The sequence below is a fragment of the Gluconacetobacter sacchari genome (assembly GCF_014174255.1).
GTDB lineage: Bacteria > Pseudomonadota > Alphaproteobacteria > Acetobacterales > Acetobacteraceae > Gluconacetobacter > Gluconacetobacter sacchari.
Genome location: NZ_JABEQJ010000001.1, coordinates 158,299 through 184,156 on the forward strand (window position 1 = coordinate 158,299; position 25,858 = coordinate 184,156).

28 protein-coding genes and 1 tRNA gene are annotated in these 25,858 nt (G+C 70.9%); 5 read left to right on the forward strand and 24 right to left on the reverse strand.

Going from position 1 to position 25,858, the window contains the following annotated elements; genetic code table 11:
- Window positions 1-50 precede the first annotated feature (50 nt).
- From mutL to HLH48_RS00780, 14 genes are all read right to left on the reverse strand, one after another.
- On the reverse strand, window positions 51-1,931 hold the full coding sequence (mutL, locus tag HLH48_RS00715) for a DNA mismatch repair endonuclease MutL (RefSeq protein WP_182995580.1): 1,881 nt from the start codon (window positions 1,929-1,931) through the stop codon (window positions 51-53).
- A gap of 125 nt (window positions 1,932-2,056) precedes the next feature.
- On the reverse strand, window positions 2,057-2,584 hold the full coding sequence (locus HLH48_RS00720; protein WP_182995581.1) for a DUF3035 domain-containing protein: 528 nt from the start codon (window positions 2,582-2,584) through the stop codon (window positions 2,057-2,059).
- A gap of 10 nt (window positions 2,585-2,594) precedes the next feature.
- Window positions 2,595-3,104, reverse strand: coding sequence for a signal peptidase II (gene lspA, locus HLH48_RS00725; protein WP_182995582.1), 510 nt, complete (start codon window positions 3,102-3,104; stop codon window positions 2,595-2,597).
- Window positions 3,101-5,998, reverse strand: coding sequence for an isoleucine--tRNA ligase (gene ileS, locus HLH48_RS00730; protein ID WP_182995583.1), 2,898 nt, complete (start codon window positions 5,996-5,998; stop codon window positions 3,101-3,103). Before ileS ends, lspA begins: the two co-directional genes overlap by 4 nt.
- A gap of 131 nt (window positions 5,999-6,129) precedes the next feature.
- Window positions 6,130-7,077, reverse strand: a complete 948-nt coding sequence (locus HLH48_RS00735) for a bifunctional riboflavin kinase/FAD synthetase (RefSeq protein WP_182995584.1) — start codon at window positions 7,075-7,077, stop codon at window positions 6,130-6,132.
- Window positions 7,074-7,793 (reverse strand): acireductone synthase, encoded by a 720-nt coding sequence (mtnC, locus tag HLH48_RS00740; RefSeq protein WP_182995585.1) that lies wholly within the window; start codon window positions 7,791-7,793, stop codon window positions 7,074-7,076. The genes HLH48_RS00735 and mtnC overlap by 4 nt, the downstream gene beginning before the upstream one ends.
- Before the next feature lie 7 nt (window positions 7,794-7,800).
- A complete protein-coding gene (locus HLH48_RS00745; RefSeq protein WP_182995586.1) occupies window positions 7,801-8,340 on the reverse strand; it encodes a 1,2-dihydroxy-3-keto-5-methylthiopentene dioxygenase in 540 nt (179 codons plus the stop codon).
- Window positions 8,337-8,963, reverse strand: coding sequence for a methylthioribulose 1-phosphate dehydratase (locus HLH48_RS00750; protein WP_182995587.1), 627 nt, complete (start codon window positions 8,961-8,963; stop codon window positions 8,337-8,339). Before HLH48_RS00750 ends, HLH48_RS00745 begins: the two co-directional genes overlap by 4 nt.
- A 39-nt stretch (window positions 8,964-9,002) precedes the next feature.
- Window positions 9,003-9,269, reverse strand: coding sequence for a twin-arginine translocase TatA/TatE family subunit (locus HLH48_RS00755; RefSeq protein ID WP_182995588.1), 267 nt, complete (start codon window positions 9,267-9,269; stop codon window positions 9,003-9,005).
- A gap of 110 nt (window positions 9,270-9,379) precedes the next feature.
- Window positions 9,380-9,856, reverse strand: coding sequence for a CHAP domain-containing protein (locus tag HLH48_RS00760; RefSeq protein WP_182995771.1), 477 nt, complete (start codon window positions 9,854-9,856; stop codon window positions 9,380-9,382).
- Window positions 9,856-10,479 (reverse strand): regulatory protein RecX, encoded by a 624-nt coding sequence (locus tag HLH48_RS00765; protein ID WP_246386673.1) that lies wholly within the window; start codon window positions 10,477-10,479, stop codon window positions 9,856-9,858. The genes HLH48_RS00760 and HLH48_RS00765 overlap by 1 nt, the downstream gene beginning before the upstream one ends.
- A 98-nt stretch (window positions 10,480-10,577) precedes the next feature.
- Window positions 10,578-11,192: a tetratricopeptide repeat protein gene (locus HLH48_RS00770; RefSeq protein WP_246386621.1), complete on the reverse strand. Its 615-nt coding sequence runs from the start codon at window positions 11,190-11,192 to the stop codon at window positions 10,578-10,580.
- Window positions 11,193-11,225: 33 nt separating this feature from the next.
- Window positions 11,226-11,351, reverse strand: a complete 126-nt coding sequence (gene ykgO / locus HLH48_RS00775) for a type B 50S ribosomal protein L36 (protein ID WP_012223099.1) — start codon at window positions 11,349-11,351, stop codon at window positions 11,226-11,228.
- A gap of 96 nt (window positions 11,352-11,447) precedes the next feature.
- A complete protein-coding gene (locus HLH48_RS00780) occupies window positions 11,448-12,380 on the reverse strand; it encodes a hydrogen peroxide-inducible genes activator (protein ID WP_182995591.1) in 933 nt (310 codons plus the stop codon).
- Window positions 12,381-12,516: 136 nt separating this feature from the next.
- On the opposite strand from HLH48_RS00780, the gene HLH48_RS00785 reads away from it, so the two are divergent.
- The 3 genes from HLH48_RS00785 to HLH48_RS00795 all read left to right on the forward strand — a co-directional run bounded on the left by HLH48_RS00785 (window position 12,517) and on the right by HLH48_RS00795 (window position 14,024).
- Window positions 12,517-13,059, forward strand: coding sequence for a peroxiredoxin (locus tag HLH48_RS00785; protein WP_182995772.1), 543 nt, complete (start codon window positions 12,517-12,519; stop codon window positions 13,057-13,059).
- 210 nt (window positions 13,060-13,269) lie between these two features.
- Complete coding sequence (locus HLH48_RS00790) at window positions 13,270-13,812, forward strand: carboxymuconolactone decarboxylase family protein (RefSeq protein ID WP_182995592.1); 543 nt, start codon at window positions 13,270-13,272, stop codon at window positions 13,810-13,812.
- A 135-nt stretch (window positions 13,813-13,947) separates the two neighbouring features.
- A tRNA-Asp gene (locus HLH48_RS00795) sits at window positions 13,948-14,024 on the forward strand.
- A 21-nt stretch (window positions 14,025-14,045) separates the two neighbouring features.
- Here HLH48_RS00795 and HLH48_RS00800 read toward each other — a convergent pair.
- The 3 genes from HLH48_RS00800 to HLH48_RS00810 form a co-directional block, all read right to left on the reverse strand.
- On the reverse strand, window positions 14,046-15,155 hold the full coding sequence (locus HLH48_RS00800; protein ID WP_182995593.1) for a PQQ-dependent sugar dehydrogenase: 1,110 nt from the start codon (window positions 15,153-15,155) through the stop codon (window positions 14,046-14,048).
- Window positions 15,156-15,174: 19 nt separating this feature from the next.
- Window positions 15,175-15,654, reverse strand: a complete 480-nt coding sequence (locus HLH48_RS00805; RefSeq protein WP_182995594.1) for a low molecular weight protein-tyrosine-phosphatase — start codon at window positions 15,652-15,654, stop codon at window positions 15,175-15,177.
- A gap of 153 nt (window positions 15,655-15,807) precedes the next feature.
- On the reverse strand, window positions 15,808-16,641 hold the full coding sequence (locus HLH48_RS00810; protein WP_220794941.1) for a LysR family transcriptional regulator: 834 nt from the start codon (window positions 16,639-16,641) through the stop codon (window positions 15,808-15,810).
- An 84-nt stretch (window positions 16,642-16,725) separates the two neighbouring features.
- Here HLH48_RS00810 and HLH48_RS00815 point away from each other — a divergent pair, with 84 nt between their 5' ends.
- The gene (locus tag HLH48_RS00815; RefSeq protein ID WP_182995596.1) at window positions 16,726-17,631 is read left to right on the forward strand and encodes an alpha/beta fold hydrolase; all 906 of its coding nucleotides are present in this window, start codon (window positions 16,726-16,728) and stop codon (window positions 17,629-17,631) included.
- 2 nt (window positions 17,632-17,633) lie between these two features.
- Here HLH48_RS00815 and nadC read toward each other — a convergent pair whose 3' ends face one another.
- The 4 genes from nadC to HLH48_RS00835 all read right to left on the reverse strand — a co-directional run bounded on the left by nadC (window position 17,634) and on the right by HLH48_RS00835 (window position 22,083).
- Complete coding sequence (gene nadC / locus HLH48_RS00820) at window positions 17,634-18,491, reverse strand: carboxylating nicotinate-nucleotide diphosphorylase (protein WP_182995597.1); 858 nt, start codon at window positions 18,489-18,491, stop codon at window positions 17,634-17,636.
- Entirely contained in the window at window positions 18,488-20,029 is a 1,542-nt protein-coding gene (locus HLH48_RS00825) for an L-aspartate oxidase (protein WP_182995598.1), read from the reverse strand. The genes nadC and HLH48_RS00825 overlap by 4 nt, the downstream gene beginning before the upstream one ends.
- Window positions 20,026-21,009, reverse strand: coding sequence for a quinolinate synthase NadA (gene nadA, locus HLH48_RS00830; protein WP_182995599.1), 984 nt, complete (start codon window positions 21,007-21,009; stop codon window positions 20,026-20,028). Before nadA ends, HLH48_RS00825 begins: the two co-directional genes overlap by 4 nt.
- Before the next feature lie 186 nt (window positions 21,010-21,195).
- The gene (locus HLH48_RS00835) at window positions 21,196-22,083 is read right to left on the reverse strand and encodes an NUDIX hydrolase (protein ID WP_182995600.1); all 888 of its coding nucleotides are present in this window, start codon (window positions 22,081-22,083) and stop codon (window positions 21,196-21,198) included.
- A gap of 195 nt (window positions 22,084-22,278) precedes the next feature.
- Between HLH48_RS00835 and HLH48_RS00840 the strand changes: the two genes are divergently transcribed.
- Window positions 22,279-23,037, forward strand: coding sequence for a VOC family protein (locus HLH48_RS00840; protein WP_182995601.1), 759 nt, complete (start codon window positions 22,279-22,281; stop codon window positions 23,035-23,037).
- A 56-nt stretch (window positions 23,038-23,093) separates the two neighbouring features.
- Here HLH48_RS00840 and HLH48_RS00845 read toward each other — a convergent pair whose 3' ends face one another.
- From HLH48_RS00845 to cysT, 3 genes are read right to left on the reverse strand one after another with little or no spacing between them, the layout of a single operon-like run.
- The gene (locus HLH48_RS00845) at window positions 23,094-24,194 is read right to left on the reverse strand and encodes a sulfate/molybdate ABC transporter ATP-binding protein (RefSeq protein ID WP_182995602.1); all 1,101 of its coding nucleotides are present in this window, start codon (window positions 24,192-24,194) and stop codon (window positions 23,094-23,096) included.
- Window positions 24,191-25,006: a sulfate ABC transporter permease subunit CysW gene (gene cysW, locus HLH48_RS00850; RefSeq protein ID WP_182995603.1), complete on the reverse strand. Its 816-nt coding sequence runs from the start codon at window positions 25,004-25,006 to the stop codon at window positions 24,191-24,193. Before cysW ends, HLH48_RS00845 begins: the two co-directional genes overlap by 4 nt.
- A complete protein-coding gene (gene cysT / locus HLH48_RS00855) occupies window positions 25,006-25,851 on the reverse strand; it encodes a sulfate ABC transporter permease subunit CysT (protein ID WP_182995604.1) in 846 nt (281 codons plus the stop codon). The genes cysW and cysT overlap by 1 nt, the downstream gene beginning before the upstream one ends.
- Window positions 25,852-25,858: the final 7 nt, after the last annotated feature.

Genomic DNA, 25,858 nt, shown 5'->3' on the forward strand with positions numbered 1-25,858 from the left:
AGGTTCGCCGGTTTTCGGCATTTCACGCAACCACGGGTCCGGCGAGGCGTTCATCGCCGCCCGAACAGGGTTTCCAGATCGGCGCGACTCAGCTTCAGCCAGGTCGGCCGCCCGTGCGAACAGGTGCCGGCGCGCGGGGTCCGTTCCATGTCGCGCAGCAGCGCATCCATCTCCGCCCGCGTCAGGCTGCGCCCGGCCCGGACGCTGCCGTGGCAGGCCATGCGCGCCAGGATGGCATCCAGCCGCCCGTCCAGCGCCTGGATCTCGTCCGGTTCGGCCAGGTCGTCCTCGGCCATTTCATCGGCCATGTCGCGCAGCAGCCCCGCCGGGTCGTCGGTGCCCAACAGCGCGGGCAACGCCCGCACCAGCACCGCATCGCCGCCGAACGGCTCGATCTCCACCCCCAGCGCCGACAGCGTGCCGGCCCGCGACAGCACCAGCTCCGCCCGGCCACGCGGCAGGGTCACCACTTCGGGCAGCAGCAGGCGCTGCGCGCGCAGCGTGCCGTCCAGATACTGGGCCCGCAGCCGTTCATGCGTCAGGCGTTCATGCGCGGCATGCTGGTCCACCAGCACCAGCGCCCCGTCCCCCGACACCGCGATGACATAGGTCCCCATCACCTGCGCCACGGGCGCGCCCAGCGGATAATCCACCGGATCGGCCAGAACGGCCGGGTCTTCTTCCACAGGCGCCGACACAGGCATCGCCCCAGGCATCGCAACCGGCACCACAGGGTCCAGCACCCGCGCCGACGGCCGATCGCCCAGATCGAGTCGCCCGCCGGCCAGTGCCGCCGGCCCCGGCGCCGCGAACACCGCCCCCGCAGGCCGCGCGGGCGCGGGATCGGCCGGCGGATACCAGATCCGCGCCGGCCCCGCCGCGCGCGACTGCAACAGCCCCGGCCGCACCCCGGCGACTCCCGCGCCTCCACCCAACGCCCGGCCCAGCGCGCCGATCACCAGGCCGCGCACCGCAGCCGCATCGGCAAAGCGCAGTTCGGTCTTGGCCGGATGGACGTTCACATCGACCATGTCGGGCGGAACGGTCAGCGACAACGCGACCACCGCATGCCGCCCATGCTCGATCACATGGCGATAGGCGACGCGCACCGCCGTGCGCAGCACCGGGTCGACCACCGGCCGGCCATTGACCAGCAGGATCTGCCCCGCCGCCGTCGCCCGATGCACCGACGGCCCGCAGGCGAAGCCGCTCAGCACCAGGTCCCCCTTCACACCCTCGACCGGCAGCATGCCGTCCGCGCCCTCGGTCTCCAGGATGGCGGCAACCCGGTCCGCCATGTCCTGCGACGGCAGGTCGAACACCACCCGGTCGTCCAGTTGCAGGCGAAACGCGACATGCGGCGCCGACAGCGCCAGCCGGCGCACCGTGATGTCGGCATGGCCGGCCTCGACCCGCGCACTCTTGAGGAACTTGCGCCGCGCGGGCGTGGCGAAGAACATATCCTCCACCACCACGCGGGTCCCGGCACTGCCGGCGCAGGGCGCGGGCGCGCCCACCAGCCCGCCCTCCACCGACACCCGCCAGGCGCTGTCGGCCCCATGCGGGCGCGAGATCACCGACAGTCGCGCCGCCGCCCCGATCGACGGCAGCGCCTCGCCGCGAAACCCCAGCGTCTCGATCCGCACCAGCGTCTCGTCGCGCAATTTCGATGTGCAATGCCGCTCGACCGCCAGCACCAGGTCGTCCGGCGTCATGCCGCACCCGTCATCGACGACCTCGATCCGGTCGATCCCGCCCTGTTCCAGCACGATCGCGATCCGCCGCGCCCCGGAATCGATGGCGTTCTCGACCAGTTCCTTCAGCGCGGCGGCGGGCCGTTCGATGACTTCGCCGGCCGCGATGCGGTTGACCACCTGTTCCGACAGACGCCGGATCACCGGTCGGGCGGGCAGGCCGGACGATTCGCTCATGCGGTCAGGCTAGACCATCCGCCCCAAGGGGCGAACTCCTTTTCGATGCCGGCCGCGACCCGACAAGCAATCGGCCATTGCCGCCTTGCCAGGGTCAGCCTTGCCAGGGTCGTCCTTGCCGCGGCCTACTTGCCGGGAGCCTTGCTCTTGACGGTCGGCGTGGCGCCCTGGGTCGGGCTGTTGCCCAGCGCCGCGTTCTGGCGCAGCCGACGGTTCTCCGCCTCGCCATCCACCTCGCCGCCGGCTCCCCCGCCATTCCAGAACATCAGCTGGTTGATGAAGCCCTGCCCGGCCCGGCCGAGTTCGCCCTGGTCCGAGCTTTCCGACGCCGCGTTGGCCTCGTTCACCAGGGCGGCCTGGCCGGCGCTGGGCGCGCCGTCGGCGCCTTGCAGCGCGACGTTGGGCGAGAGGGTCTCCAGCGCCTGCAATCTCGGGCTTTCATCCTGCGGGCGCGCGGCATCGCTGTGCGGCACCGCCAGCTCCTGCGTCGGCGGCATCGACAGCGGGGCGCGCGTCGTCACCGTGTACTCGTCCGGCGAGTCGCGTTCCAGGCCGAAGGCCCGATTGAGATCCGAGCCGGAGCAACCGGCAAGAAGGACTCCGCCCGACAGCAGAAGTGCGAACGGAACCAGACGAGGGAATAGGGGCGCCATGCTTCGCTTTCTACCGCTCCTGCCCGGCTCCGGCAAGGCCGCGCCGCTCGATCAGCCCGTCGAACAACAAAATCGCCACCCCGCAATCGATCGAGGCATCCGCCAGGTTGAACACATAGAAACTATGCCCAAAGGCATGCAGATGAATGAAGTCGACCACCGCGCCATAATGAAGCCGGTCGATCACATTGCCGATCGCCCCCCCCATGACCGCGCCCAGTCCCCCGGCCACCCAGGGCCGGGTCGTGCGCGCCAGCCAGACCGTCAGCCCCAGCACCACCGCCAGCGCCGCCACGGTGAAGACGATGCGCCCCATCCCGGCCAGCCCGCCCAGCATCCCGAAGGTAATGGCGCGGTTCCACACCATGGTCAGGCTGAAGACCGGCAGCACCGGAACCGACACCCGCTCCGGCAGGTCCAGGACATGCAGGATCCAGTATTTGCTGCCCTGGTCCAGCAGCAGGACCAGCATAAACAGCGCGGCGCCGATGGCGCGGCACCGCCAGGCCGCACCGCTCATGCGCCGGCCCGGGCGTCGATGACCGCGACGCAGCGCAGGCACAGTTCGGGGTGGGCGGCATGGCTCCCCACCTCGTCCAGCACCTTCCAGCAGCGGGCGCATTTATGCCCGGTGGCGACCGAGATCGTCGGCACGCCATGAGCGCCGACCGCCCCCCCGTCCCGCGCCTCCTCCTCGGGACCGCCGGACAGGAAGAGCGACGCCGCCCCCGGCTCCACGCTCACCGAGGCCTGCGACACGATCGCCAGTTCGCACCAATCGACATCGGCGAACCGGGCGGCTTCCTCCGCGGACAGTTTCAGTTCCAGCGCGGCCTGCAACGACGACCCCACGATCCCCCCGCGCCGCGCCGCCTCGATCTCGGTCGTCACCACGCGGCGCACCGCCCGCAGCGTCGTCCAGCGATCGGCGAGGTCCGGACGGATCCACTCCTCGGGCAGCGACGGGAAGGGTTGCAGATGCACGCTCTCCCCCGCGCCGAACCGGGCGGTCCAGGCTTCCTCGGCGGTAAAGACCAGCACCGGCGCCAGCCACGCGCACAGGCAGCGATGCAGATGGTCCAGCACCGTGCGCGCCGCCCGGCGGCGCGGGCTGTCCGCGCCGTCGCAATAGAGCGCATCCTTGCGCACGTCGAAATAGAAGGCCGACAGGTCGGTGGCGCAGAACCCGTGGATGGCGGCATAGACCCCGACCCACTCATGCGTCTTCACCGCGCGATCGATCTGCGCCCCCAGCTCGGTCAGGCGATGCAGCACCCATTGCTCCAGGTCGGGCATCTGCTCGTAGGGCACGCGCTCGGCGTCGGTAAAGCCGTCCAGCGCCCCCAGCAGCCAGCGCAGCGTATTGCGCAGCCGGCGATACAGCTCCCCCTGCTGCTTCAGGATCTCGTTGCCGATCCGCAGGTCTTCGTTGGTGTCGGAATTCATTACCCACAGGCGCAGGATATCGGCGCCCAGCGAGTCGTTCACATCCTGCGGCGCCACGACATTGCCCAGCGACTTGGACATCTTGCGGCCCTGCTCGTCCAGCACGAAGCCGTTGGTCACCAGCGCGCGATAGGGTGCGACCCCGCGCGTGCCGACACTTTCCAGCAGCGAGGACTGGAACCAGCCGCGATGCTGGTCCGACCCTTCCAGATACAGGTCGGCCGGAAACGGCATGCCGTCGCGCCCCAGCACGAAGGCATGGGTCGATCCGCTCTCGAACCACACATCGACGATGTCGAACACCTGCTCGTACTCGTCGGGGTTCCGCCCCTCGCCCAGGAAGCGGCTGGCCGGAGCGGTGTACCACACATCCGCGCCCTCGGCGCGGAAGGCCTCCACGATGCGCTGCATCACCGCCGGGTCGCGCAGCACCTCGCCCGAACGCTTCTCGACGAACACCGCGATCGGCACCCCCCACGCCCGCTGGCGGCTGATGCACCAGTCCGGCCGCCCGGCGACCATCGAGGTCAGGCGGTTGCGCGCCTGCGCCGGGACGAAGGTCACGTCCTCCAGCGCCCGCAGGGCCCGGGCACGCAACTGCCCCTCGCCATCCATGCGGATGAACCATTGCGGCGTGGCGCGATAGATCACCGGCGCGCGCGACCGCCAGGAATGCGGATAGGAATGCACCAGCGTCGCACGCGCGACCAGCCCGGCCGGCGCCGCGCCGGCCTCGTTGGCCCGCGCCATCGCCTGGGCCAGCGCCGCGCAGACCGGTTCGGCGGCCTTGAAGACATGCGCGCCGGCAAACAGCGGCACCCATTCGGCATAGCGCCCGTCATCCAGGACCAGTTCCGGCACCTCGATCCCATGGGCCACCGACAGCGCGAAATCGTCCTCGCCATGCGCCGGGGACATATGGACCAGGCCGGTGCCGGCCTCGGTGGTGACGAAATCGCCGCCCAGCAGCGGCACGTCGAAATCGTAGCCCTCCCCGCGCAGCGGATGGGCGCAGATCGCACCCGTCAGCGCCTCGCCCGGCATCGTATAGAGCACATAATGCTCGGTAATCCCGGCGGCGTCGCAGAACGGCGCGATCAGCGCCTCGGCCACCAGCAGGCGGGCGCCCGGCTCCAGCAGCGCGCTGTCGGTCACCCCGTCGACGCGCAGCACGGCATAGGTGATCTCGGGCCCGAAGGCGATGGCGCGGTTGGCCGGAATGGTCCAGGGCGTTGTCGTCCAGATCACGGCCGACACGTCCTGCAACGCCCGCCCGGGCGTCGGGTCGTGGATGAACGGGAACGCGACATGGATCGTGGTCGATTCATGGTCGCGATACTCGATCTCGGCCTCGGCCAGCGCCGTCTTCTCCACCGGGCTCCACATCACCGGCCGCAGGCCGCGATACAGCAGCCCGTTCAGCAGGAAACGCCCGATTTCCTCGACGATCGTGGCTTCCGAGGAAAAATCCATCGTGGCATAGCGCTCGTCCCACTCCGCCTGCACGCCCAGCCGGCGGAATTCGGCGGCCTGGATCTCGACCCATTTCGCGGCATAGGCCCGGCATTCGGCGCGGAACTGCAAGACGGGCACCGAATCCTTGTCGCGCCCCGACTTGCGGTATTCCTCCTCGATCTTCCATTCGATCGGCAGGCCGTGGCAGTCCCAGCCGGGCCGGTAATGCACCGCGAAGCCGGCCATGCGATGGGCGCGGTTGACCACATCCTTCAGGATCTTGTTCAGCGCGTGCCCGATATGCAGGTTGCCGTTCGCATAAGGCGGCCCGTCATGCAGCATGAAGGACGGCCGGCCCTCGGCCTGCGCGCGCAGCAGCCGGTCCAGCCCGCTCTCCGCCCAGTGCGCCAGAATCTCCGGCTCCCGCTTCGGCAGGCCGCCCCGCATGGGGAAGCTGGTTTTCGGCAGGAATACCGTATCCCGATAGAGATCCTGTGACTTCGACTCGGTCATGACCCTGAATTTCTGGCTGCTGGCGACGATGGATAACGATGTGACGGAAGGATCACGCCCTTCCGTCGCGGCCCAACCTTATGCGGAGCCACATACCGGATGGTCAAGCACGGGGCCGGGCACGGGGCCAATCAGCCGCCCGTCCGCGCCAGCCGCTCCAGATAGGCACGGGCCGTCGCCGCATCCTCGGCGATCTGCGCCTTCAGCGCATCCAGCCCCGCGAAGCGCCGCTCCTCGCGCAGCAGCGTATGCAGGGCGGTCGACAGGGTCTGGCCGTACAGATCCCCCTCGAAATCCAGCAGATGGACCTCCAGCCGGCTTTCCTGCCCGTCATTGATGGTCGGACGGCGGCCGACATTGGCCACCCCGGGCCAGGTCCGGCCGTCCGGCAGCCGCACGGTCACGGCATAGACCCCCCGCGCCGGCTCCAGATGCCGGCCCAACGGCACGTTGGCGGTGGGAAAGCCCAGCAGGCGGCCGCGCTTGTCGCCATGATGCACCACGCCCCGGATCGCCCAGGGGTGCCCCAGTTCCTCGGCCGCGCGCTCCGGATAGCCGTCCTGCAACAGCCGGCGGATGCGCGTCGAGGAAAACGGCCCCCCCTCGTCGGTCAGGGGCGGCACCACGGTCATCCCGATCTCCAGTTCCTCGGCCCGCTCGGCCAGGAACGCGGCATTGCCGCCGCGGCGATGGCCAAAGGCGAAATCGACGCCGCAGGCGACATGACGCAGGCCCAGCCCCTCATGCAGCACGTCGGTCACGAACCGCTCGGCGGTCATGGCGCTGAGGGCGGCGTCGAAGGGAATCTGAAAGACATGGCGCACGCCCAGCGCCGACAGGGCCGCCAGCCGCTCGTCGGCCAGGGTCAGGCGGAAGGGCGGATCCTGCGGGCGGAAAAATTCGCGCGGATGCGGCTCGAACGTCACCACCGCCAGGCCCAGGTCGGGCCGCGCGCCATGCAGCGCATGCAGCAGATGGGCATGGCCCAGATGCACGCCGTCGAAATTGCCCAGCGCCGCCGCCATGCCCCGCGCCTCGGTGGGAATGTGGCGCCAGCCGGTATGCAGATGCGCCCTCATGGCGCGTCGGGCAGGCCGAACAGGCCCGCCACCTCGTCCAGCGTCGCCGCCACCCGATGCGTCCCGCCGGGCCGCGTGCCGTCCTCGGGCCGGACCAGTTGGCAGGTCCGCAGCCCGGCCTCCGCCGCCGCGTCCAGCTCCGCCACGATATCGGACAGGAACAGGGTCCGCCCCGCGACCCAGCCGGCCTCGGCCAGAATGGCGCGATAGCTGTCGGCCTCCCGCTTGCCGCCGATCCGCAGGTCGTAGAACCCGTCGAACAGGCCGCGCGCGTCGCCCTCGGTCGTATGGCCGTAGATCAGCCGCTGGGCCGCCTCCGAGCCCGAGGAATAGACCGCGAGCCGCACCCCCGCCGCGTGCCAGCGCCGCAGCGCCGGCAGCACGTCGGGATACAGCGTCGCCCGCAAGGCGCCGGTGCGATAGCCCTCTTCCCAGGCCAGCCCCTGCAACGCCTTCAACGGCCCGATCTTCTCGTCCCGGTCCATCCAGGCATTCAGTTGCGCCAGCGGGTCGACCCCGGGCGCCAGCGCCGCGATCGCGGCCACCGCGTCGCGCACCGCCGGCTCGCCGCCCCGCGCGGCCAGCAGGCCGGGCAGCGCCCGCCGGGCATAGGGAAAGAGAACCTGATGCACGAAGGCGACGGGGATCGTCGTCCCTTCGATATCCAGCAGGACGGAGTCGGGTCCGTCCCCGCGCATCGCTTCCGCCACCGTCATCCGCTCCTTACGCCGCCGGGAAGCGTTCGGCGATATCGTCGCCCGTATAATGGGCGATCCAGCCGGTCGTGTCGGTAAACACCCGCAACGCCACGACATCGGGCTCCGGCCCGGCATCGAACCAGTGCGGAATCCCGGCGGGGACCGAAATCAGGTCCCCCGCGACGCAATGCACGTCATGGATGCGCCCCCCGACATGCAGCACGAAATTGCCCCAGCCATGGACGAAGAAGCGCACCTCGTCCTCGCTGTGGATGTGTTCCGACAGGAATTTCGCGCGCAGCGCGGCCAGGTTCGGCGTCTGGGGCGTAATGCGCACCACATCGGCCGACCCCGCCCCGGTCTCGCCCATCAATTCGTCCAGATAGGGGCGATAGGCCGCCAGCACCGCGTCGGGCGCGGCATCGGGCGCCGGCACCACCGGGCTGTCCCAGCGCTCGAACCGCACGCCGATTTCCCGCAGCGCCTCCGCGATACCCGCGGCGTCCTCGGTACGCAGCACGACGCTGCCCGGATCGTCATCACGATAGACAGTCAGACGGCTCATCGGCCGAGTTTCCTCTTTTCCAGTTCGCAGGCCAGAAGAAATTCCAGCCCCTCCAGCCGCGCCAGCGCCACGTCCATGGTGTCGCCCCACACATAGACACCGTGCCCGCGAATCACATAGCCCGCCGGCATCCGCCCCAGATCGGGCGCCACCACGGTACACAGCCGGGCAATGTCCTGGTCGTTGTCGAACACCGGCACCCGCACGCGGGCCTCATGGGTGGTCTGCCCGGCGAACACTTTCTGGACCTCGTAATCCGCCAGCACGATCGCGCCATCCGCCGCCATCATCGACAGCACCGTCGAGGCCACCGAATGGCCATGCAGCACCGCCCCGATCGCCGGGTCATGGGCATAGAGCTGGCAATGCAGCAGCGTCTCGGCGCTGGGCCGGTCGCCCGGATGCACCGCGCGCCCGTCGGTCGCGACCTCGATCACCCCGTCGGCGGCCAGCAGCCCCTTGTGCCCGCCCGACCGCGTAATCGCGATCCGCCCGTCAGGCAGGCGGCGGCTGATATTGCCGGCGGTGGCCGGCACCCAGCCGAAGCGGTCCATCCGCCGCCCCGCGGCGATGATCTCCCGCACCGCCCCGGCCCACAGGTCGGTCGTCGTCATCTGGTCCATATCGCGAAATGATCCCGAATTGCGCGCGCGGCCACAGGCTCAGGGGGTCGAGGACCCCGACGGACGGCTGGACGCCGAGAAGCTGGCATCGCGCTGCGCGCCCGCGGCCGGTCCCGGCGGGGCGATATGCCCGCCCGACCCGGCATTGCCGTTTTCCATGCTCTCGTCGTCGGCCATGTTCTTCTTGAACGATTTCACGCCGCGCGCGACATCGCCCATCAGCGTGCTGATCTTGCCGCCGCCGCCGAACAGGACCAGCACCACCGCCAGGACGATCAGCCAGTGCCAGATGCTCAAGCTACCCATAACACACACATCCTCGTTTCCGCGCCGTGGCGCCGCCGGCGACCGGGCCGACCCCGTGATCCCGACATGACATGGAACCGGGCGGCCCGCCATGCAAGCGTCCCCGCCCCTCACGCGTCCGGAGACGGACGGTCCGGCAGATCGCGCGAGATGAACCCATATGTCGGATAGACGCTTTTGCCCATGCTGTGAACCGGCTGCCACCACACCCTGACCGCGGACCAGTCATTGGCCCGCGAGACATCGACCACCGGCACGCCGTGGTCGACGCGCCCCGGCACCCAGTTCGCCTGGTCGACCAGGATCGCCCGCGCCCCGCGCACCTGCCGCACGACCGACACATGCCCGTCCGGCAGCCGTCCGGTCGAGCGGAAGACCAGGACCTCCCCCGGCGCCGGCACCCGCGTATGGGCATAGGTCCCCGCGGACTGCCGCCACCACCCGGCGGCGGCACCGCTCAGGCGCAGGCCGGTGACCGATCGGGCATAGGGCGCGCACTGCACCGGGCCGTTCCAGCCGCCTCCCCCGCCGCAGGCGGCCAGCGGCAGCAGGCCGCACAGCGCCAGCCCGCGCGCCAGGGGGGCCATCACGTGGTTTTCATCCGGATGATCCGGTCCTCGGCCTCCGCGGGGTCCATGTCCAGCGCCGCCTCGGCCGTGGCGCGGCCGAACCCCGCCCGGGCCATGGCCTCCAGCACCTTGCGGCGGCGCACCGCGCCATCGTCGTCCGCGCCAGGCGGGGCGAACGGCCCGGCACGGCGCCGCCGCGCGAAGACCAGCGCCGCCCCCAGCTCCATCTCGGCCCCCTCCTGCCCGCGCGCGCCCAGCGTCTCGTCCAGCACGCTGCCGACCAGTTCCGCCTCCACCCCGCGCGCCGCCAGATGCGCCTGCACCGCGCGGCGCGACCGGCCCGTGCGGGTCAGCGACCGCGCGCGCGACCCGGCGAAGGCCGCGTCATCGACCGCGCCCAGCGCCACCATCTCGTCCACCACCTGCGCGATCGCCCGGCCCAGCGGGCCCACCCGGGCCGCGACATCGTCCGCCGGGGCACCCGCTTCGGCGGCCCGCCGCGCCCAGCGCTGCACGCTCCGCTCCAGCACCTGCGCCAACCCGGCGCGGGTGGTGCCGAAACGCGCCAGATGCGCCAGGGCGGCCGCGCGCAGCGACGCACGATCCGGCACCGGCCCGGCCACCCGGCCGCCGCCCGTCATCGCGTCCCGTGTCGTCGCTCCCTGGGTGGCCCGCTCGATCATGCCGGCCACCCTGCCATGAAATGCCCGGAATCGCGATAGTTAGGATCGCCCCACCGTCACGTGGGGCGGCCGAACGCCTTCAGGTGCAGCCGCTCGCCATTGGCACGGCCGCCCTCCACCATCGGGTCCAGCGCCATGACCCGCTGCCAGGCCTTCTCGGCCGCCTGCCAGTCTCCACGCTGCTCCTCGACCGCCGACAGCAGCCGCCACGCCACCGCATCCTGCCCGTCGCGCTGAAGCGCCACGCCCAGGTCGGCGACCGCCCCGGTCAGGTCGCGCGCCGCCAGCCGCGCCTGCGCCCGGTCCCGCCACAGGATCGCGATATCGGGTTGCAGCACCAGCGCGTCGTTCAGGTCCTCGACCGCACCCAGCGCCTTGCCGTCGGCCAGATGCGCCATGGCACCCCGTTCCAGCAGGCGCGCGGTAGGGGACAGCCCATGGCGCCGCGCCCGTTCCAGCCGAACCTCCAGATCCGCCGCCGCCGCGCGCGAAGCCGCGCGCGCCAACTGGCCGGTCAGCACGGACAGGTCCGGCGGCGGCGCGGGCGCGTCGGCCCGGGCGGGCACCGCGCCCCCCAGCCACAGCAACACCGCCACCACGCCACGTACGCGCGAAAACCCGCGCCCGCCAGCCGGAAACCGGAGGCGGGCGCGGGTTTTCGCATCACCCATAAGCAACGGTACGGCCAAGGCCGTCCGCGACATTCAGCCCTGACGGGCCTTCATGCGCGGGTTCTTCTTGTTGATGACATAGACCTTGCCATGACGACGGACCACACGGCAGTCCTTGTCACGAACCTTGGCCGACTTCAGGCTGTTTCTGATCTTCATGACCCGACCCTCACTGGCGGCGCTAAACCGCGAAGACGGGCCGAATACCGGTCGCGCGCGCCCGAGTCAACCATCCACCCTCCTCCGGCGGCATTTTCAGCCCGCCGCCGGCGCTTCCAGGACCGGCGGGCGCACATACGGCGCCAGCAGCCGGAAATCGCCCGCGCGGGGCGAACCGGGCCGCCAGCCCAGCCCGATGGTGCGCCAGGCGTGGCAGCCCGTCACCGGCCGCACCGCCAGCGGCAGGTCGCGCAGAATGCCCGACTCCACGGCCAGGCGCGGCAGCAGGGCAACCCCCAACCCGTCCGCCACCATCTCGACCAATGTATAAAGCGAGGTCACGACGAATTCCTCGTCGCCCTCGCTGCTGGTCCAGCCCCGCTCCTGCCGGCACAGCGCCAGGGTCTGCTCGCGCAGGCAATGGCCGTCTTCCAGCAGCACCATCCGCTCGCCGGCGATGCGCCCGACCGGAATCGCGTCCAGTTCCGCCAGCGGATGATCGGCCGGCAGCAGCAGCATGAATTCGTCGCGCCACAGCGGCAGCGTCTCGGCCCCCTCGCACGGGCAGGGCATGGCCAGCAGCAGCAGGTCCAGCCGGCCCAGCGCCAGCTTGTCCAGCACGTTGCCGGTCAGATCCTCGTTCACCGACAACCGGATCTGCGGAAAATGCCGGCGCAGCCGCGCGACCAGCCCCGGCACCACGAACGGGCCGATGGTCGGAATCACCCCGATCCTCAGCAATCCCGTCATCGGCGCGCGCGAGGCATCGGCAACGTCCTGCACCGCCTGCAACGCCTCCAGCGCGAACCGCGCCCGCGCCGCCACCTCGTCCCCGATGGGCGTAAAGACCACGCGCTTGCCGACATTGCGGTCCAGGAGCTGAATGTCCAACTGCCGTTCCAGCGCCAGGATCCCGGCCGACAGGGTGGATTGCGTCACCGCGCAGGCCTGGGCGGCACGGCCGAAATGCCGCAGCTCCGCCAGCGTGATCAGATAGCGCAGTTGCTGCGCCGAAGGCAGTGGCGTCATCGATTGGTTCGATCGTCCGTATATAAATTATTCATTGGCATGATATCGCCTTCGGCGCCATAGAATGCAACCCAGGCCGAGGCCGCAGTCCGCGCGGACCATGGTCACGACCACCTATGTGCAAGGGAGCATAATGATGCTGACAGTCGGCGATAAATTTCCGGAATTCGATCTGACGTCCGTCCCCGGCGGCCCGGACGGGCTGAAGGGCGACTTCGTGCAGATTTCGGACAAGACCGATGCAGGCAAGTGGAAGCTGGTCTTCTTCTGGCCGAAGGATTTCACCTTCGTCTGCCCGACCGAAATCGTCGCCTTCGGCAAGCTGGCCGGCGAATTCAAGGACCGCGACACCGTGGTCTACGGCGTGTCGATCGACAGCGAGTTCGTGCATCTGAACTGGCGCCTGCATCACGAAGACCTCAAGAGCCTCCAGATCCCGATGCTGGCCGACATCAAGCGCGAGCTGTCGACGGCGCTGGGCGTCCTGTCGCCGACGGCGGGCGTCGCCAACCGCGCCACCTTCCTGGTCGACCCGGAAGGCATCATCCGTCATGTCAGCGTCAACGACCTGTCGGTCGGCCGAAACCCGCAGGAAGTCCTGCGCATCCTCGACGCGTTGCAGAGCGACGAGCTGTGCCCGTGCAACTGGAAGCAGGGCGAAGCCTTCCTCACGCCCTGATCGCTCCCGACCAGGCCGGCCCGGCCGCATGGCCGGGCCATTCCCCGCCGCTCCAGCCCATCCGGGCGGCGGGACGTGGGTCCGATCGCCCGAGGGGCGACGCGCCCGATCACGCTGACGGGGCCCGTTCATCCCCCGTCCGTTCATTTGCCGAGGCCCCACGCGACCGTCCATCCGGCCGGGTGCCTCCGCCCAGCAGGTCAGCCCGCCATGTCGATCGAATCGCTCAAGGAACGCCTTCCGGACTACGCGAAGGATCTGAAGCTCAATCTCGGTTCCCTGGCCAACGACATCACCCTGTCGCCGCAGCAACTGGCCGGAACCTTCGTCGCCTCCGCGCTGGCCGCGCGCAATGACGAGGTCACGCGCGCCATCGTGGCCGAATACCGCACCGTCCTGACGCCCGAGGCGCTCGACGCCGCCAAGGCCGCCGCGTCCATCATGGGCATGAACAACATCTATTACCGCTTCGTGCATATGGTCGAAGGCGACTACGCCAAGATGCCGGCGCGGCTGCGGATGAACGTCATCGGCCGGCCGGGCGTCGAGAAGCTGGATTTCGAACTGTGGGCCCTCGCCGTCTCGGCCATCAACGGCTGCGGCCTGTGCGTCGAAAGCCACGAGCGCGTGGTGCGCGAGGGCGGGCTGTCGGCCGAACAGGTCCAGACCGCGATTCGCATCGCCGCCACGATCCACGGCGTCGCCGCGACGCTGGACGGCGCCGCCGCCCTGGGCGAGATCCCCGCGATCTGACCCCCCGCCCGGCGCGCCCCGCGCCGGGCCGGTTCTCCCGCCGTCATTTTTTCCGGCGCGGACTGTTGCCAGAATCGCCGGGCTTTGTTAATTCGCCCACCACACACGGACGAGGGGCCTCCACCCCCAGCCGATGCGGGTGTAGCTCAGTTGGTTAGAGCGCCGGCCTGTCACGCCGGAGGTCGCGGGTTCGAGCCCCGTCACTCGCGCCACCCTCCCCGAAAAACCACGTCTCACGGCGCCCGATAGGTCACGCGATAGATCGCGCCGGCCAGGTCGTCGCTCACCAGCACGCTGCCGTCCGGCAGGGGCAGCACGTCCGCCGGGCGCCCCCACGGCGCCTCGTCCTCCTGAAATCCGTCCAGCAACGGCGTATAGGACGCAACGGCGCCATCCGGCCCGAAACGGACCGCCATCACCCGATAGCCCGCCAGCCGGCTGCGATTCCACGATCCATGCTCCGCGATCAGCACCGCGCCGCGATAGGAGGCGGGAAACATGCGGCCGGCATAAAAACGCATGCCCAGCGCCGCCACATGCGCCCCCAGCTTCAGCACCGGCGGGGTAAAGCTGCGGCAATCGACCCCACGCCCGAACCGCGGGTCCGCCAGGTCCCCCTGGTGGCAATAGGGATAGCCGAAGGACTCGCCTGGCCGGTCCAGCCGGTTCAACTCGTCGCTGGGAATATCGTCCCCCAGCAGGTCGCGCCCGTTATCGGTGAACCACAGCGTGCCGGTGCCCTTCTGCCAGTCGAACCCCACGCTGTTGCGAATCCCCCAGGCGATGTCCTCGCGGCCCGAGCCGTCGGGATTCATCCGCATCAGCTTGCCGAAGCGATGGCCGACATCGCAGATATTGCATGGTGCGCCGATCGGCACATACAGCCTGCCATCCGGCCCGAAGGCGATGAATTTCCAGCCATGGTCGCCCATCTGCCACGGCAGGTCCGACACCGCGACCACGGGCTTCGGCGGGTCGTCCAGATGGTCCTCGATCCCCCGCAGCACCACGATGTCGCGCACGTCCGAGACATACAGGTCGCCATCATGGAAGGCGACGCCCACCGGCATGGTCAGCCCGCGCGCCACGACCCGCACCCGCGCGGTCCCGGTGGGCCCGCCGGTCACCGCATAGACCACGCCACCGGTCATCGATCCCACGAACAGCGTTCCCCGCGCCCCCAGCGCCATCTCCCGCGCCGAGGGCACCTGGTCGGTATAGACCGCGACATGGAACCCCGCCGGCAGGCGCAGCCGCTCGACCGGCGGCGCGGCCCGCCCCGCCGACGGCACCGCCAGCGCCAGCACGGCGGCCAGACAAGCCATCAGCCCGTATCGCCTCATCCCGCGTCTCCTCCGCCCGTCATGGCGCCGCCACGCGCGCCAGCATCAGCGCCAGCCCCTCGGCGCCCTGGCACACATCGGTCCATGTCACGTCGAACGCCCGCGCATCCCCGTAATAGGGGTCGGCCACCCCCTCCCCTTCCCGCCCCGGCACATGATCCAGCAACAGCGAGAGGTCAGCCGTCGAATCGATCGGCCGGCGCTTGTCCAATATCTTCAGATGGCCCGGATCGAGGGCCACGATATGGGTAAAGGTCCGAAAATCGGCCGCCTCGACCCTCCGCGCGCGACACTCGCCGATGTCCAGCCCATGCCGCCGCGCCACCATCTGCGCCCGCCGGTCGGGCGCCTCGCCGTGATGCCAGTCCCCGGTCCCCGCCGAATCGACCAGCCCCTCCACGCCATGCCGCCGCGCGGCGACCCGAAACGCGGCCTCGGCCAGCGGCGAGCGGCAGATATTGCCGGTGCAGACAAACAGAACGGCAGGGCGAACGGCCATCGCGCGGTTTCCATCCTCGGCTGGGGCATGGCGGTGCGAAGTCCGCCATGATGGCGGCAGAGAGACGACCCTGTCGAGCATCGCTTTTTAAATTCGGGGCCGAGCCGCCCGCCCCCCGCCAAAAGACAGTCGCCCCCTCGGGAACCCCGGCCGTCACGCCATCATCGGGTCGAGGGGCTTCCGGCCATTCATCATGGCCCCGAACGCGCGCGCCATCGGCGCCGTATCCGACCGACAGACCAGCGTCAGGGCGAGCGATCCGCACGGCTCCGTCACCACCGCGCGCCCTCCGCCCAGAAGATGCGGCAACAGCGTCATGCCGATGCCGGCTTCCACGCAACCGAGGATCGCCTCCACCGAGCCGAGCTCCACGATACGCGCCCTCCAGCTTTTCCGGCGCAGGATGGCGTCGAGCCGCGCGCGGCACACGCATCCCTCCCCGAACGCGAATGCCTGCCCAAGCCTCTCCGGCGGCCGGTCGCCCGGCCGGAACAGCGCAAGGGGCATCCGCCGCAACGGCATCGACGGCAGGGCCGGCGCGCCGAAACCCTCGGCGACGATCGCCGCATCCAGCGCGCCGCGCTCCACCTCCGCGACAAGCTGGCGCGACACCCCCGTCACCAGCCGCAGATCGACACCGCCATGCGCGGCCAGAAAACGCGCGACCCCATCCGGCAGGATCGACGCCGCCACGATGGCGATCGCACCGAGCCGGAACGGTCCCGACCATGGCCGGTCGTCCCCCCGCGCCGTCGCCACCGCCTCGGCGACCAGCGCCTCGATCCTCCCGGCGAAGGGCAGCAGCCGCGTCCCCGCCGCCGTCAGCCTGACCCCGCGCGGCAGCCGCTCGAACAGCGGCGCGCCGAGCGCGTCCTCGAACTGGCTGATCCGGGCCGAAAGCGCTGATTGCACGGTTCCCAGCCGCTCGGCCGCCGCCGAGATCGATCCGCTTTCCGCGACGATACGAAAGGCATGAATGGCGCGCATATCCATACGGCATCGTAAAACGCGATATCGGAAATCTCAATGCATCGTTGGTCGCGATGGCTCCGCGCGTCCAGGATGACCGCCATGACACAGGCACCCACCCCCCGCACCATCCTCACCGCCTCGCTCGACATCGCGTTCGAGGAGAGCGGCCCGACGAACGGCGTCCCCGTCATCCTGCTTCATGGCTGGCCTGACGACGTACGAACGTGGGATCGCATCGCCCCCGCCCTCCGCGCCGCCGGTTTCCGGGTTCTCGTCCCTTTCCTGCGCGGCTTCGGCGGCACGCGCTTTCGCGACCCCGGCGCCATGCGCTCCGGCCAGCTTTCGGCCCTGGCCCGCGATGTCCTCGATTTCGCCGACGCGCTGGGGATCGGACGGTTCGCGATCGTCGGTCACGATTGGGGGGCTCGCGCCGCCTATATCGCGGCCTGCGTGGCGCCCGACCGCATCGCGGCCTGCGCGGCGCTCTCGGTCGGCTGGGGCACCAACGATGCGGACCAGGTCCTGCCGCTGCCGCAGGCGCGGAATTACTGGTATCACTGGCTGATGGCGCTCCCGCGCGGCGAAGCCCTGGTCCGCGACGACCGGCGCGCCTTCACCCGCTATATCTGGTCGATCTGGACCGCCGCGTGGACGATCCCGGACGCCGCGTTCGACGCGACCGCGGCCGCTTTCGACACGCCGGACTGGGCGGACGTCGTCCTGCATTCCTATCGCGCGCGCTGGGGCCTGGCCGCCCCCGACCCCACATGCGCGGCGCTGGAGGCGCGCGTGCGCGCGGCCCCGACGATCCATGTGCCCACTCTGATGTTGCATGGCGGCAGCGATCCCTGCAACGCGCCGGTCACGTCCGAGGGCAAGGACGCCCTGTTCGGCGCGGCATACGAACGGCACATCCTGCCGCATGTCGGCCACTTCCCGCAGCGCGAGGCGCCGGATGCCGTCCTGCGCCCGCTGCTGCCCTTCCTGCTCCGCTCCTTCGCCTGACCCTACGCGCCGATTTCGTGATCCAGCCCGATATCCAGCGCCCGCACCGTATGGGTCAGCCAGCCGACGGAGAGGATATCCACCCCCGTCGCGGCGATCGCGGGCGCGCTCTCGGGCGTGATCCCGCCCGAGGCCTCGGTCACGGCGCGCCCGTCCACCATCGCCACCGCCTCGCGCAGCATCTCCGGCGTCATATTGTCCAGCAGGAACGCATCCGCTCCTCCGGCCCGCAACGCCTGCGCCAACTGGTCGAGCGTATCGACTTCCAGTTCGATACTGACCAGATGCCCCGCCCGCGCCCGCGCCGCCGCCAGCGCATGCGCGACATCGCCGCCGGCCAGCGCGATGTGATTGTCCTTGATCAGGATCGCGTCATCCAGCCGGAAACGATGATTCGCCCCGCCCCCGGCCCGCACGGCATATTTCTGGATCGCCCGCATCCCCGGCAGCGTCTTGCGCGTGCAGCAGACGCGCGCCTTCGTCCCCGCGACGGCCCGGACGATCCCGGCGGTGGCGGTCGCGATCCCGCATAGATGCGAGAGGAAATTCAGCGCCACCCGCTCGCCGCCCAGGATCGCCGGCGCCGGCCCGGCCACGCGCGCGATCCGCTCGCCCGGCGCCACCGCGCCGCCATCCGGCCGCTCGATCTCGAAGCGCACCGAAGGGTCCATCAGCGTAAAGGCCAGTCGGGCCAGCGCCAGCCCCGCCACCACCCCGGGCTGGCGCGCCACCAGCGCGGTGTGCAGCACCTGGCCGGGCTTCGCCAGCGCATCGGTGGTCAGGTCGCCGCCACAGCCAAGGTCTTCCAGCAACCCCGCGCGCACCAGCGGTTCCAGCATCACATCGGGCAAAGGCGTCATGGCACGGTCATTCCATCGGCTGAAGCAGGAACAGGATCACGGGACGACAGACCGGCCAGCAGCACCCGCGCCCGCCCCACGGTCAGGCGCGAATGCGCGGCCACCGGCGCCGTCGCCGGATAATCGGTACGAGAATGCCCACCCCGGCTCTCCCGCCGCTCCAGCGCCGCCAGGCACAGCATGGCACCGACCAGGGCCCGGTCGTCGGTGGCGACATGCGGGGCCAGCATGCGCGCGGCCCGCGCCAGCCCGGCCTCATCGCGCAGGATCCCGGCGGCACGACCCAGACAGGCATGAAGATCCGCCAGATCCACCCCATCCCCGGCATCGGGTACCGGCTCGCCGAGCGAACGCGGCACCGGCAGGGACACGGCATCCAGGTCGCGCGCCACGAACCCCGCGCAGACGAAGGCCTCCAGCAGCGAATTGCTGGCCAGCCGGTTGGCCCCGTGCAACCCGGTCGAGGCCGCCTCGCCGCACGCCCACAGGCCGGGCACGCTGCTGCGCCCGTTCAGGTCGGTCTCGATCCCGCCCATGTGGTAATGCACCGCCGGCCGCACCGGAATCGGCTGCCGGTCGGGGTCCAGCCCCCGCGCCGCGCAGGCCCGCGCGATGCCGGGAAAATGCCGCGCGAAATCCCCCCGCGTCGCCGCCCGCGCATCCAGCAGCACCTGGTGCCCGGCCGCCAGATGGGCGGCGATCGCCCGCGCCACCACGTCGCGCGGCGCCAGCCCGTCGGTAAAGCACGCCCCGGTCTCATCGACCAGAATCGCACCCGCGCCCCGCACCGCCTCGCTGACCAGCGCGCGCGGCGCGCCATCCGGCCCGCCGGCCAGCGCGGTCGGATGAAACTGCACGAACTCCATGTCCCGCAGCACCGCCCCGGCCCGCGCGGCACAGGCCAGCCCCAGCCCCTGCCCGCCCGGCGGGCTGGTGGTGGCGGGAAACAACGCCCCCACCCCGCCGGTGGCGATCACGCAGGCAGCGGTCGGCAACGCCACGACCACCCCGCCTTGCACGATCTCGACTCCAGCCACCCGCCCGTCGCGCACCACCAGCCGCCGCAGGCGCGCGCCCTCCAGCACCGTGACGCGCGGCGTCGCCCGCACCCGCGCCACCAGCGCCCGCATGGTCTCGGCACCCGTCCCGTCGCCCCCCGCGTGGGCGATGCGGGCACGGCAATGCGCGGCCTCCAGATGCAGGTCGGGCCGTCCATCGGCCCCGGGGTCGAACACCACGCCCAGAGCGCGCAGCCCCGCCACCGCATCCGGCCCGGCCCCGACGATGGCCGAAACCGCGTCCGGCACGCACAGCCCGGCGCCCGCCGCCAGCGTGTCGGCCACGTGCAGGGCAACCGTATCATCTGCCCCGATCGCCGCCGCGATCCCGCCCTGCGCCAGCGCGCTGGCGGCATCCCGCCCCAGCGGGGCGGGCGACAGCAGCACGCAGGGCCGGTCCATCAGCAGCGCGGTCGCCAGACCGGCCAGCCCGCCCCCGGCAATTACCGGCTGTCCGGCCAGGGCGGCGAAACCGGTCACGCCGCCAGCATCCGTTCGACCGCGCGCCGGCCGCCCGCCACCAGGTGCGGCGGAATCGTCACCTCATGGCTCATGGTCTCCAGCGCATGGCGGATGGCCCGCAGGCTGATGCGCTTCATGTGCGGGCACAGATTGCACGGGCGGACGAACTCCACCTCCGGGTGCGCGGCGGCCAGATTGTCGCTCATGGAACATTCCGTCACCAGCAGCACCTTCCGGTGCGCGCCGCTGGCCACGAAATCCGACATCGCCGCCGTCGAGCCCGAAAAATCGGCCTCCGCCACCACGGCGGGCGGGCATTCCGGATGCGCCAGCACCGCCACGTCGGGATTATCGGCGCGCCAGTCGCGGATCTCCTGCGGCGTGAAGCGCTCATGCACCTCGCAATGGCCGCGCCAGGTGATGATCTCCACCCCCGTCTCGCGCTGCACGTTCTGCGCCAGGAACTCGTCGGGGATCATGATGACGCGCGGCACGCCCAGGCTCTCCACGATCCGCCGCGCATTGGCCGAGGTGCAGCAGATGTCGCTCTCCGCCTTCACCTCGGCGGTGCTGTTCACATAGGTCACCACCGGCACGCCGGGGTGCGCGCGACGCAGGGCGCGCACATCCTCGGCGGTGATCGAATCGGCCAGCGAGCACCCCGCCTCCAGCGACGGCATCAGCACCGTGCGGTCGGGATTCATCAGCTTCGCGGTCTCGGCCATGAAATGCACGCCGGCCATCACGATCACCTCGGCCTCCAGCCCCTGCGCGTCGCGCGCCAGCGCCAGGCTGTCGCCCCGAATGTCGGCAACACAGTGGAAGATCTCGGGCGTCTGGTAATTATGCGCCAGAATCACCGCGCGCCGCCGCCGCTTCAGTTCCAGGATGGCCGCGATATCGTCGGCGAACAGCTCCCATTCCAGACGCGGCACGACACGGGCGACACGCGCGTACAGCGCGTCAAGCTGGGACGGAGCGGCAAGGGTTTCGGACATCACGGTCTCCTCCGACCTTTATACTCATCTTGAGCATAATTTAGATACATAACGTCGCTCTCGTGCTGTTCAACCCGCACGCGGCCCACGTCAAGCCGCACGATCGCGCCGCCCACCGCCCCTCACGAAGAAAACGGCATGGTTCCAGGTCGTTGGCACCCGCAAACATATCCGTGAACGCCAACGTCACGCCGGGCGCGCCAACGGCAGCTTGGACCCCGCGATCCGCCGAGCCCCGATCACCTCGCGGCGGAAACGGAACAGCCGCGCCGGCCGGCCGCGCGTCTCCGGCGCCACCTCGCCCGTTTCCTCGATCAGCCCCTGCTGGGCCACCAGACGGCGGAAATTCTGCTTGTGCATCGGCTGGCCGGCCACCGCCTCGACCGTGCGTTGCAGATGCAGCAGCGTGAAACTGTCGGGCATCAGCTCGAAGATCACCGGCCGGTAGCGAATCTTGGCCCGCAGCCGCGCCATCGCCGTGGCCAGCACCCGCCGCTCGTCCCGCGCCATGCTCAAACCGGGCAGGACCGGCGCCCCCGGCGGCGCGGATTCCGGCACCAGTCCCGCCTCCCACAGCAATTCGTAGCGTTGCAGCACCAGTTCGTCGTCCCAGCCCAGCCCCTCCTGCCCGAAGGTCAGCGCCACGCGCTGCCGCCTCGCCTCGCCCTCGGCCGCCGAAGGCGCGCACCGGGCCCAGGCGTCCAGCGCCCGCGCGATGCGCAGCACCAGGTCACGGCCATCCGGCGCCGTCTGGTCCTCCCACGGGAAATACGCGTACCAGTCGCGCCAGCCGCGCTCCCCCCGGCGGATGCGCGTCAGCGCGAGGTACGAAATCGACACCCGCCGCCCGTCCGGCTCCAGGTCGACCGGCGCGTCGGCGAAGGTGTAAAGCTGCTCCACATGCCCCAGCACATGGCCGGTCTGCTGCTCCACCCATAGGCGCATGCCCGTCTGGAGCGACCGGTGCCCGGCTTCCAGCGGTCCCGAGGGCAGCAGGCGGCCACCCTCCAGCGTCAGCACCATCGGCCGGTCGTCGCTGACCGCGATCAGCACCGCGATCAATTCCGGAGGCATCGGGCATTCTCCTTCAGCGGCGGTGGCAGGGGCCGGGCGGCGCGGCCCGGCCTTCGGGCCATATCATCGCGCGGCCGGCAAAAAAACCGCGAATGGCCCGGCTTGATATGCTCCGGGGCCCACCCCACGGTCATCAGGGCCGCCCGCACCCCGCGCGATGCCCGCCCGGATCGGACCGGCTGAAGAGGATGCGCCATGTCGACCCCATCGGGCACGTTCGTCTGGTACGAACTGATCGCCGGCGACCCAGCGGCCGCCGAATCCTTTTATCGCACCGTCATCGGCTGGCAGGCCCGCGATGCCGAGGTCCCGGGCATGACCTACCGGATCCTCAGCGCCGGCGAGCGCCCCGTGGCCGGGCTCGTCGGCCTGTCGGGCGAGGGCGCGTCCGCCCGGCCGGGCTGGCTCGGCTATATCGGCGTGGACGATGTCGATGCCGCCAGCGCCCGGATCGCCGCCGCCTCCGGCGCCATCCTGCACGCTCCAGCCGACATCCCGGGCGTCGGCCGCTTCGCCGTCGTCACCGACCCGCAGGGCGCGCTCTTCGCCCTCTTCCAAGGCGAGGAGCAGCCGATGCCGCCGGTCCCCGAAGGCGCCCCCGGACATGTCGCATGGCACGAACTCCACGCAAGGGACGAGGAGGCCGCCTTTGCCTTCTATGCCGGGCAGTTCGGCTGGACGAGGGCCGACGCGCTGGATATGGGCCCGAAGGGGCTCTACCAGATGTTCGCCACCGGCGGGCCGCCGGTGGGCGGCGTCATGGCGTCGCCCGACGCGGCGCCGTTCTGGCTGTTCTACATCACGGTCGAGTCCCTGGACGCCGCGCTGGACCGCGCCGCGCGGGCGGGCGGCCACACCGTGCAGGACCCGACGGAGATCCCCGGCGGACAGTGGATCGCCCAATGCCGCGATCCGGAGGGCACGCCCTTCGCGCTGGTGGCCCCCCGCCGCTGACCCCCTGGCCGCCCCCCCCTGGCCGCCGACCCTGGCCGCCGACCCTGGCCGCGCCGTCAGCCGGCGGCCACGCGCGCCCTCTCCCGCCCGTTCGCCGCCGGCGGCGCGCCCGTCAGCGGCACGCCGTCGCGAAACAGGCGTGCCCGCCCGATCTCCAGCCCCAGCCCCCCGGCCCCGATCAGGTCGAGCCGCTCCGGCGGCACGAGGATCTCGACCACCCGCGCGCCCAGGGCGACCTCGACCCGCCGCAGCCCACCCCGCCCGCCGGCCAGCGGGGTGGCGCGCGCCGCCCCTCCCCCGGCGACCAGCCGCGTCTCGTGCGGCCGCAGGAACGCCGTCGCCGGCCCCTCGCCGGCGCCGGCGGGAAAGGACAGCACATCCTGGTCATCCGGCTCGAACCGCCCATGGGCGATCCGCCCGGCGAACTCCAGCGCCTCGCCGAGAAATTCCATCACGAACGGCGTGGCCGGCGCGACATCCAGCATCTCGGCCGCCGCATCCTGCACGATGCGGCCGTCCTGCATCACCACCAGCCGGTCCGCGACCTCCAGCGCCTCCTCATGGTCATGGGTCACCAGGATCGTCGTCAGCCCCAACTGGTCGTGCAGCCCGCGCAGCCAGCGGCGGATCTGCCGCCGCACGATCGGGTCCAGCGCGCCGAACGGCTCGTCCAGCAGCAGCAGGCCGGGCTTCGTCGCCAGCGCGCGCGCCAGCGCCACCCGCTGCCGCTGGCCGCCGGACAACTGGTCCGGATACGCCCCGCCCAGCGCCGGCAACTGGATCAGTTCCAGCAATTCGGCCACCCGCGCCGCGATCGCCGCCCGGTCCGGCCGCGCGCGCCGGGGCAACACGTCCAGCCCGAAGGAAATATTGCGCGCCACCGTCATGTGGCGGAACAGCGCGTAGTTCTGGAACACGAAGCCGATCCGCCGCTCGCGCATCGGCCGCCCCGCCAGCGCCTGGCCATCGACCAGCACCGACCCCTCATACGGCCCGTCCAGCCCGGCGATGGTGCGCAGCAGCGTGGTCTTGCCGGCCCCGGACGGCCCGACCAGGGCGACGAACGCCCCGTCCTCGACGGTCAGCGACACATCGTCGAGCAGCCTGCGCGACGCCTTCGGCGCATGGCGCGTCAGGGACTGGATCTGGACGCTCATGACGAGGCCTTCCTGAAATCATGTTCGAGAAACGACCGCAGCAGGACGGTGGCCATGGCGATCAGCGCCAGCAGCGCCGCCATGGCGAAGGCGGCGACCGTCTGGTAGCCGTTATAGAGCGTCTCGATATGCAGCGGCATGGTTTCGGTCAGGCCCGGAATATGGCCCGAAACCACCGACACGGCGCCGAACTCGCCGATCGCCCGCGCGGTCGTCAGCAGAATGCCCGACAGCAGCGCCCAGCGCGCATCCGGCAGCGTCACGCTCCATAACGTCCGCCAGAACCCCGCCCCGAGCAGGAACGCCGCTTCCTCCGCCTCGCGCCCCTGCTGCTCCATCAGCGGCATCAGCGTTCGCGCGACATAGGGAAAGGTCACGAACAGCGTAGCCAGCAGGATCCCCGGCGTGGCGAACGCGATCTGGATATCGTGCCGCTCCAGCCAGCCGCCCCACCAGCCCTGGCGGCCGAACAACAGCAGCCAGACCAGCCCGGCGATCACCGGAGAGACGCTGATCGGCAATTCGATCAGCGCCACCAGCACCCCCCGCCCGCGAAAGCGGTATTTCGTCACCAGCCACGCCGCCATCACCCCGCCCGCGGTATTGACGGCCACGGCAACCAGCGTGACCACCAGCGTCAGGCGGATCGCGGACAGCGCGTCCGGGTCCAGCAGGCTGCGCCACGCGGCCGGCAGGCCCGCGCGCAGGGCCTCGGCCATCACCAGCAGCACCGGCAGCACCAGCACGGCCAGCACCGTCAGGTAGGTGGCGGCGACCAGCACCGCATTGCCGCGACCGGAAGGCCCGGCCATCACGCCGCCCCCCGCGCCACCAGCCCCCGCGACACGCGGCGGCGCAGCGCGGCCACGCCGGTCATGCAGGCCAGCGCGCTCAGCAGCAGGATCAGCGCGATCGCGGTCGCGCCGTCATAGTCATATTCCTGCAACCGCACCACGATCAGCAGCGGCGCGATCTCGCTGCGGAACGGCTGGTTGCCGGCAATGAAGATGACCGACCCGTACTCGCCGATACAGCGCGCGAACGCCAGGCCGAACCCCGCCACCAGCGGCGGCAGCAGCGGCGGCAGCACCACCCGGCGGAAATTCTGCATCGGGCTGGCCCCCAGCAGCACCCCCGCCTCCTCCAGTTCCGGCGGCAGCCCGCGCAGCACCGGCTCCACAGCGCGCACGATAAAGGGCAGGCCGACGAACATCAGCGCGACCACGATCCCGGCGGGCGTATAGGCCACGCGGATCCCGGCCCGCGCCAGCGGCGCACCGATCCACCCGGTCGGCCCGTACAGCGTCGCCAGCGTGATCCCGGTCACGGCGGTCGGCAGCGCGAACGGCAGGTCGATCAGCGCATCGACCGCCCGCCGGCCCGGCAGACGCGCGCGCACCAGCGCCCAGGCCAGCAGCAGGCCCAGCGGCACGTCGACCAGCGCGGCCAGCGCGGCGCAGCCGAAACTGACGCGCAGCGCCGCATACATGCGGGTATCATGCAGCGCCCGCAGCACGGCGCCGCTGCCGTCCTGCCACGGACGCAGCACCAGCGCCGCCAGCGGCAGCATGACGATCAGGCCGATCCAGACCAGCGTGAACGCGATGGATCGCGACAGGCCCGGCAGCCCGTCGCGCCGCCGCGGGCGAAACAGCATGAAGGAA

Coding starts and splice junctions, on each gene's coding strand:
- cysT (WP_182995604.1), bottom strand. CDS start 25,851: ATGCTGTTTCGCCCGCGGCGGCGCGACGGGCTGCCGGGCCTGTCGCGA.
- HLH48_RS00810 (WP_220794941.1), bottom strand. CDS start 16,641: ATGCGCGCCATTCATGCCTTTCGTATCGTCGCGGAAAGCGGATCGATC.
- lspA (WP_182995582.1), bottom strand. CDS start 3,104: ATGAGCGGTGCGGCCTGGCGGTGCCGCGCCATCGGCGCCGCGCTGTTT.
- HLH48_RS00765 (WP_246386673.1), bottom strand. CDS start 10,479: ATGACGGGCGGCGGCCGGGTGGCCGGGCCGGTGCCGGATCGTGCGTCG.
- ykgO (WP_012223099.1), bottom strand. CDS start 11,351: ATGAAGATCAGAAACAGCCTGAAGTCGGCCAAGGTTCGTGACAAGGAC.
- mtnC (WP_182995585.1), bottom strand. CDS start 7,793: ATGACGGTGGCGGAAGCGATGCGCGGGGACGGACCCGACTCCGTCCTG.
- nadC (WP_182995597.1), bottom strand. CDS start 18,491: ATGACGCCTTTGCCCGATGTGATGCTGGAACCGCTGGTGCGCGCGGGG.
- HLH48_RS00805 (WP_182995594.1), bottom strand. CDS start 15,654: ATGGCCGTTCGCCCTGCCGTTCTGTTTGTCTGCACCGGCAATATCTGC.
- HLH48_RS00835 (WP_182995600.1), bottom strand. CDS start 22,083: ATGCCTCCGGAATTGATCGCGGTGCTGATCGCGGTCAGCGACGACCGG.
- nadA (WP_182995599.1), bottom strand. CDS start 21,009: ATGTCCGAAACCCTTGCCGCTCCGTCCCAGCTTGACGCGCTGTACGCG.
- cysW (WP_182995603.1), bottom strand. CDS start 25,006: ATGGCCGGGCCTTCCGGTCGCGGCAATGCGGTGCTGGTCGCCGCCACC.
- HLH48_RS00785 (WP_182995772.1), top strand. CDS start 12,517: ATGCTGACAGTCGGCGATAAATTTCCGGAATTCGATCTGACGTCCGTC.
- HLH48_RS00735 (WP_182995584.1), bottom strand. CDS start 7,077: ATGAGGGCGCATCTGCATACCGGCTGGCGCCACATTCCCACCGAGGCG.
- HLH48_RS00760 (WP_182995771.1), bottom strand. CDS start 9,856: ATGGCCCCCCTGGCGCGCGGGCTGGCGCTGTGCGGCCTGCTGCCGCTG.
- HLH48_RS00755 (WP_182995588.1), bottom strand. CDS start 9,269: ATGGGTAGCTTGAGCATCTGGCACTGGCTGATCGTCCTGGCGGTGGTG.
- HLH48_RS00800 (WP_182995593.1), bottom strand. CDS start 15,155: ATGAGGCGATACGGGCTGATGGCTTGTCTGGCCGCCGTGCTGGCGCTG.
- HLH48_RS00815 (WP_182995596.1), top strand. CDS start 16,726: ATGACACAGGCACCCACCCCCCGCACCATCCTCACCGCCTCGCTCGAC.
- HLH48_RS00720 (WP_182995581.1), bottom strand. CDS start 2,584: ATGGCGCCCCTATTCCCTCGTCTGGTTCCGTTCGCACTTCTGCTGTCG.
- HLH48_RS00790 (WP_182995592.1), top strand. CDS start 13,270: ATGTCGATCGAATCGCTCAAGGAACGCCTTCCGGACTACGCGAAGGAT.
- ileS (WP_182995583.1), bottom strand. CDS start 5,998: ATGACCGAGTCGAAGTCACAGGATCTCTATCGGGATACGGTATTCCTG.
- HLH48_RS00845 (WP_182995602.1), bottom strand. CDS start 24,194: ATGAGCGTCCAGATCCAGTCCCTGACGCGCCATGCGCCGAAGGCGTCG.
- HLH48_RS00770 (WP_246386621.1), bottom strand. CDS start 11,192: ATGGGTGATGCGAAAACCCGCGCCCGCCTCCGGTTTCCGGCTGGCGGG.
- mutL (WP_182995580.1), bottom strand. CDS start 1,931: ATGAGCGAATCGTCCGGCCTGCCCGCCCGACCGGTGATCCGGCGTCTG.
- HLH48_RS00840 (WP_182995601.1), top strand. CDS start 22,279: ATGTCGACCCCATCGGGCACGTTCGTCTGGTACGAACTGATCGCCGGC.
- HLH48_RS00780 (WP_182995591.1), bottom strand. CDS start 12,380: ATGACGCCACTGCCTTCGGCGCAGCAACTGCGCTATCTGATCACGCTG.
- HLH48_RS00750 (WP_182995587.1), bottom strand. CDS start 8,963: ATGGACCAGATGACGACGACCGACCTGTGGGCCGGGGCGGTGCGGGAG.
- HLH48_RS00745 (WP_182995586.1), bottom strand. CDS start 8,340: ATGAGCCGTCTGACTGTCTATCGTGATGACGATCCGGGCAGCGTCGTG.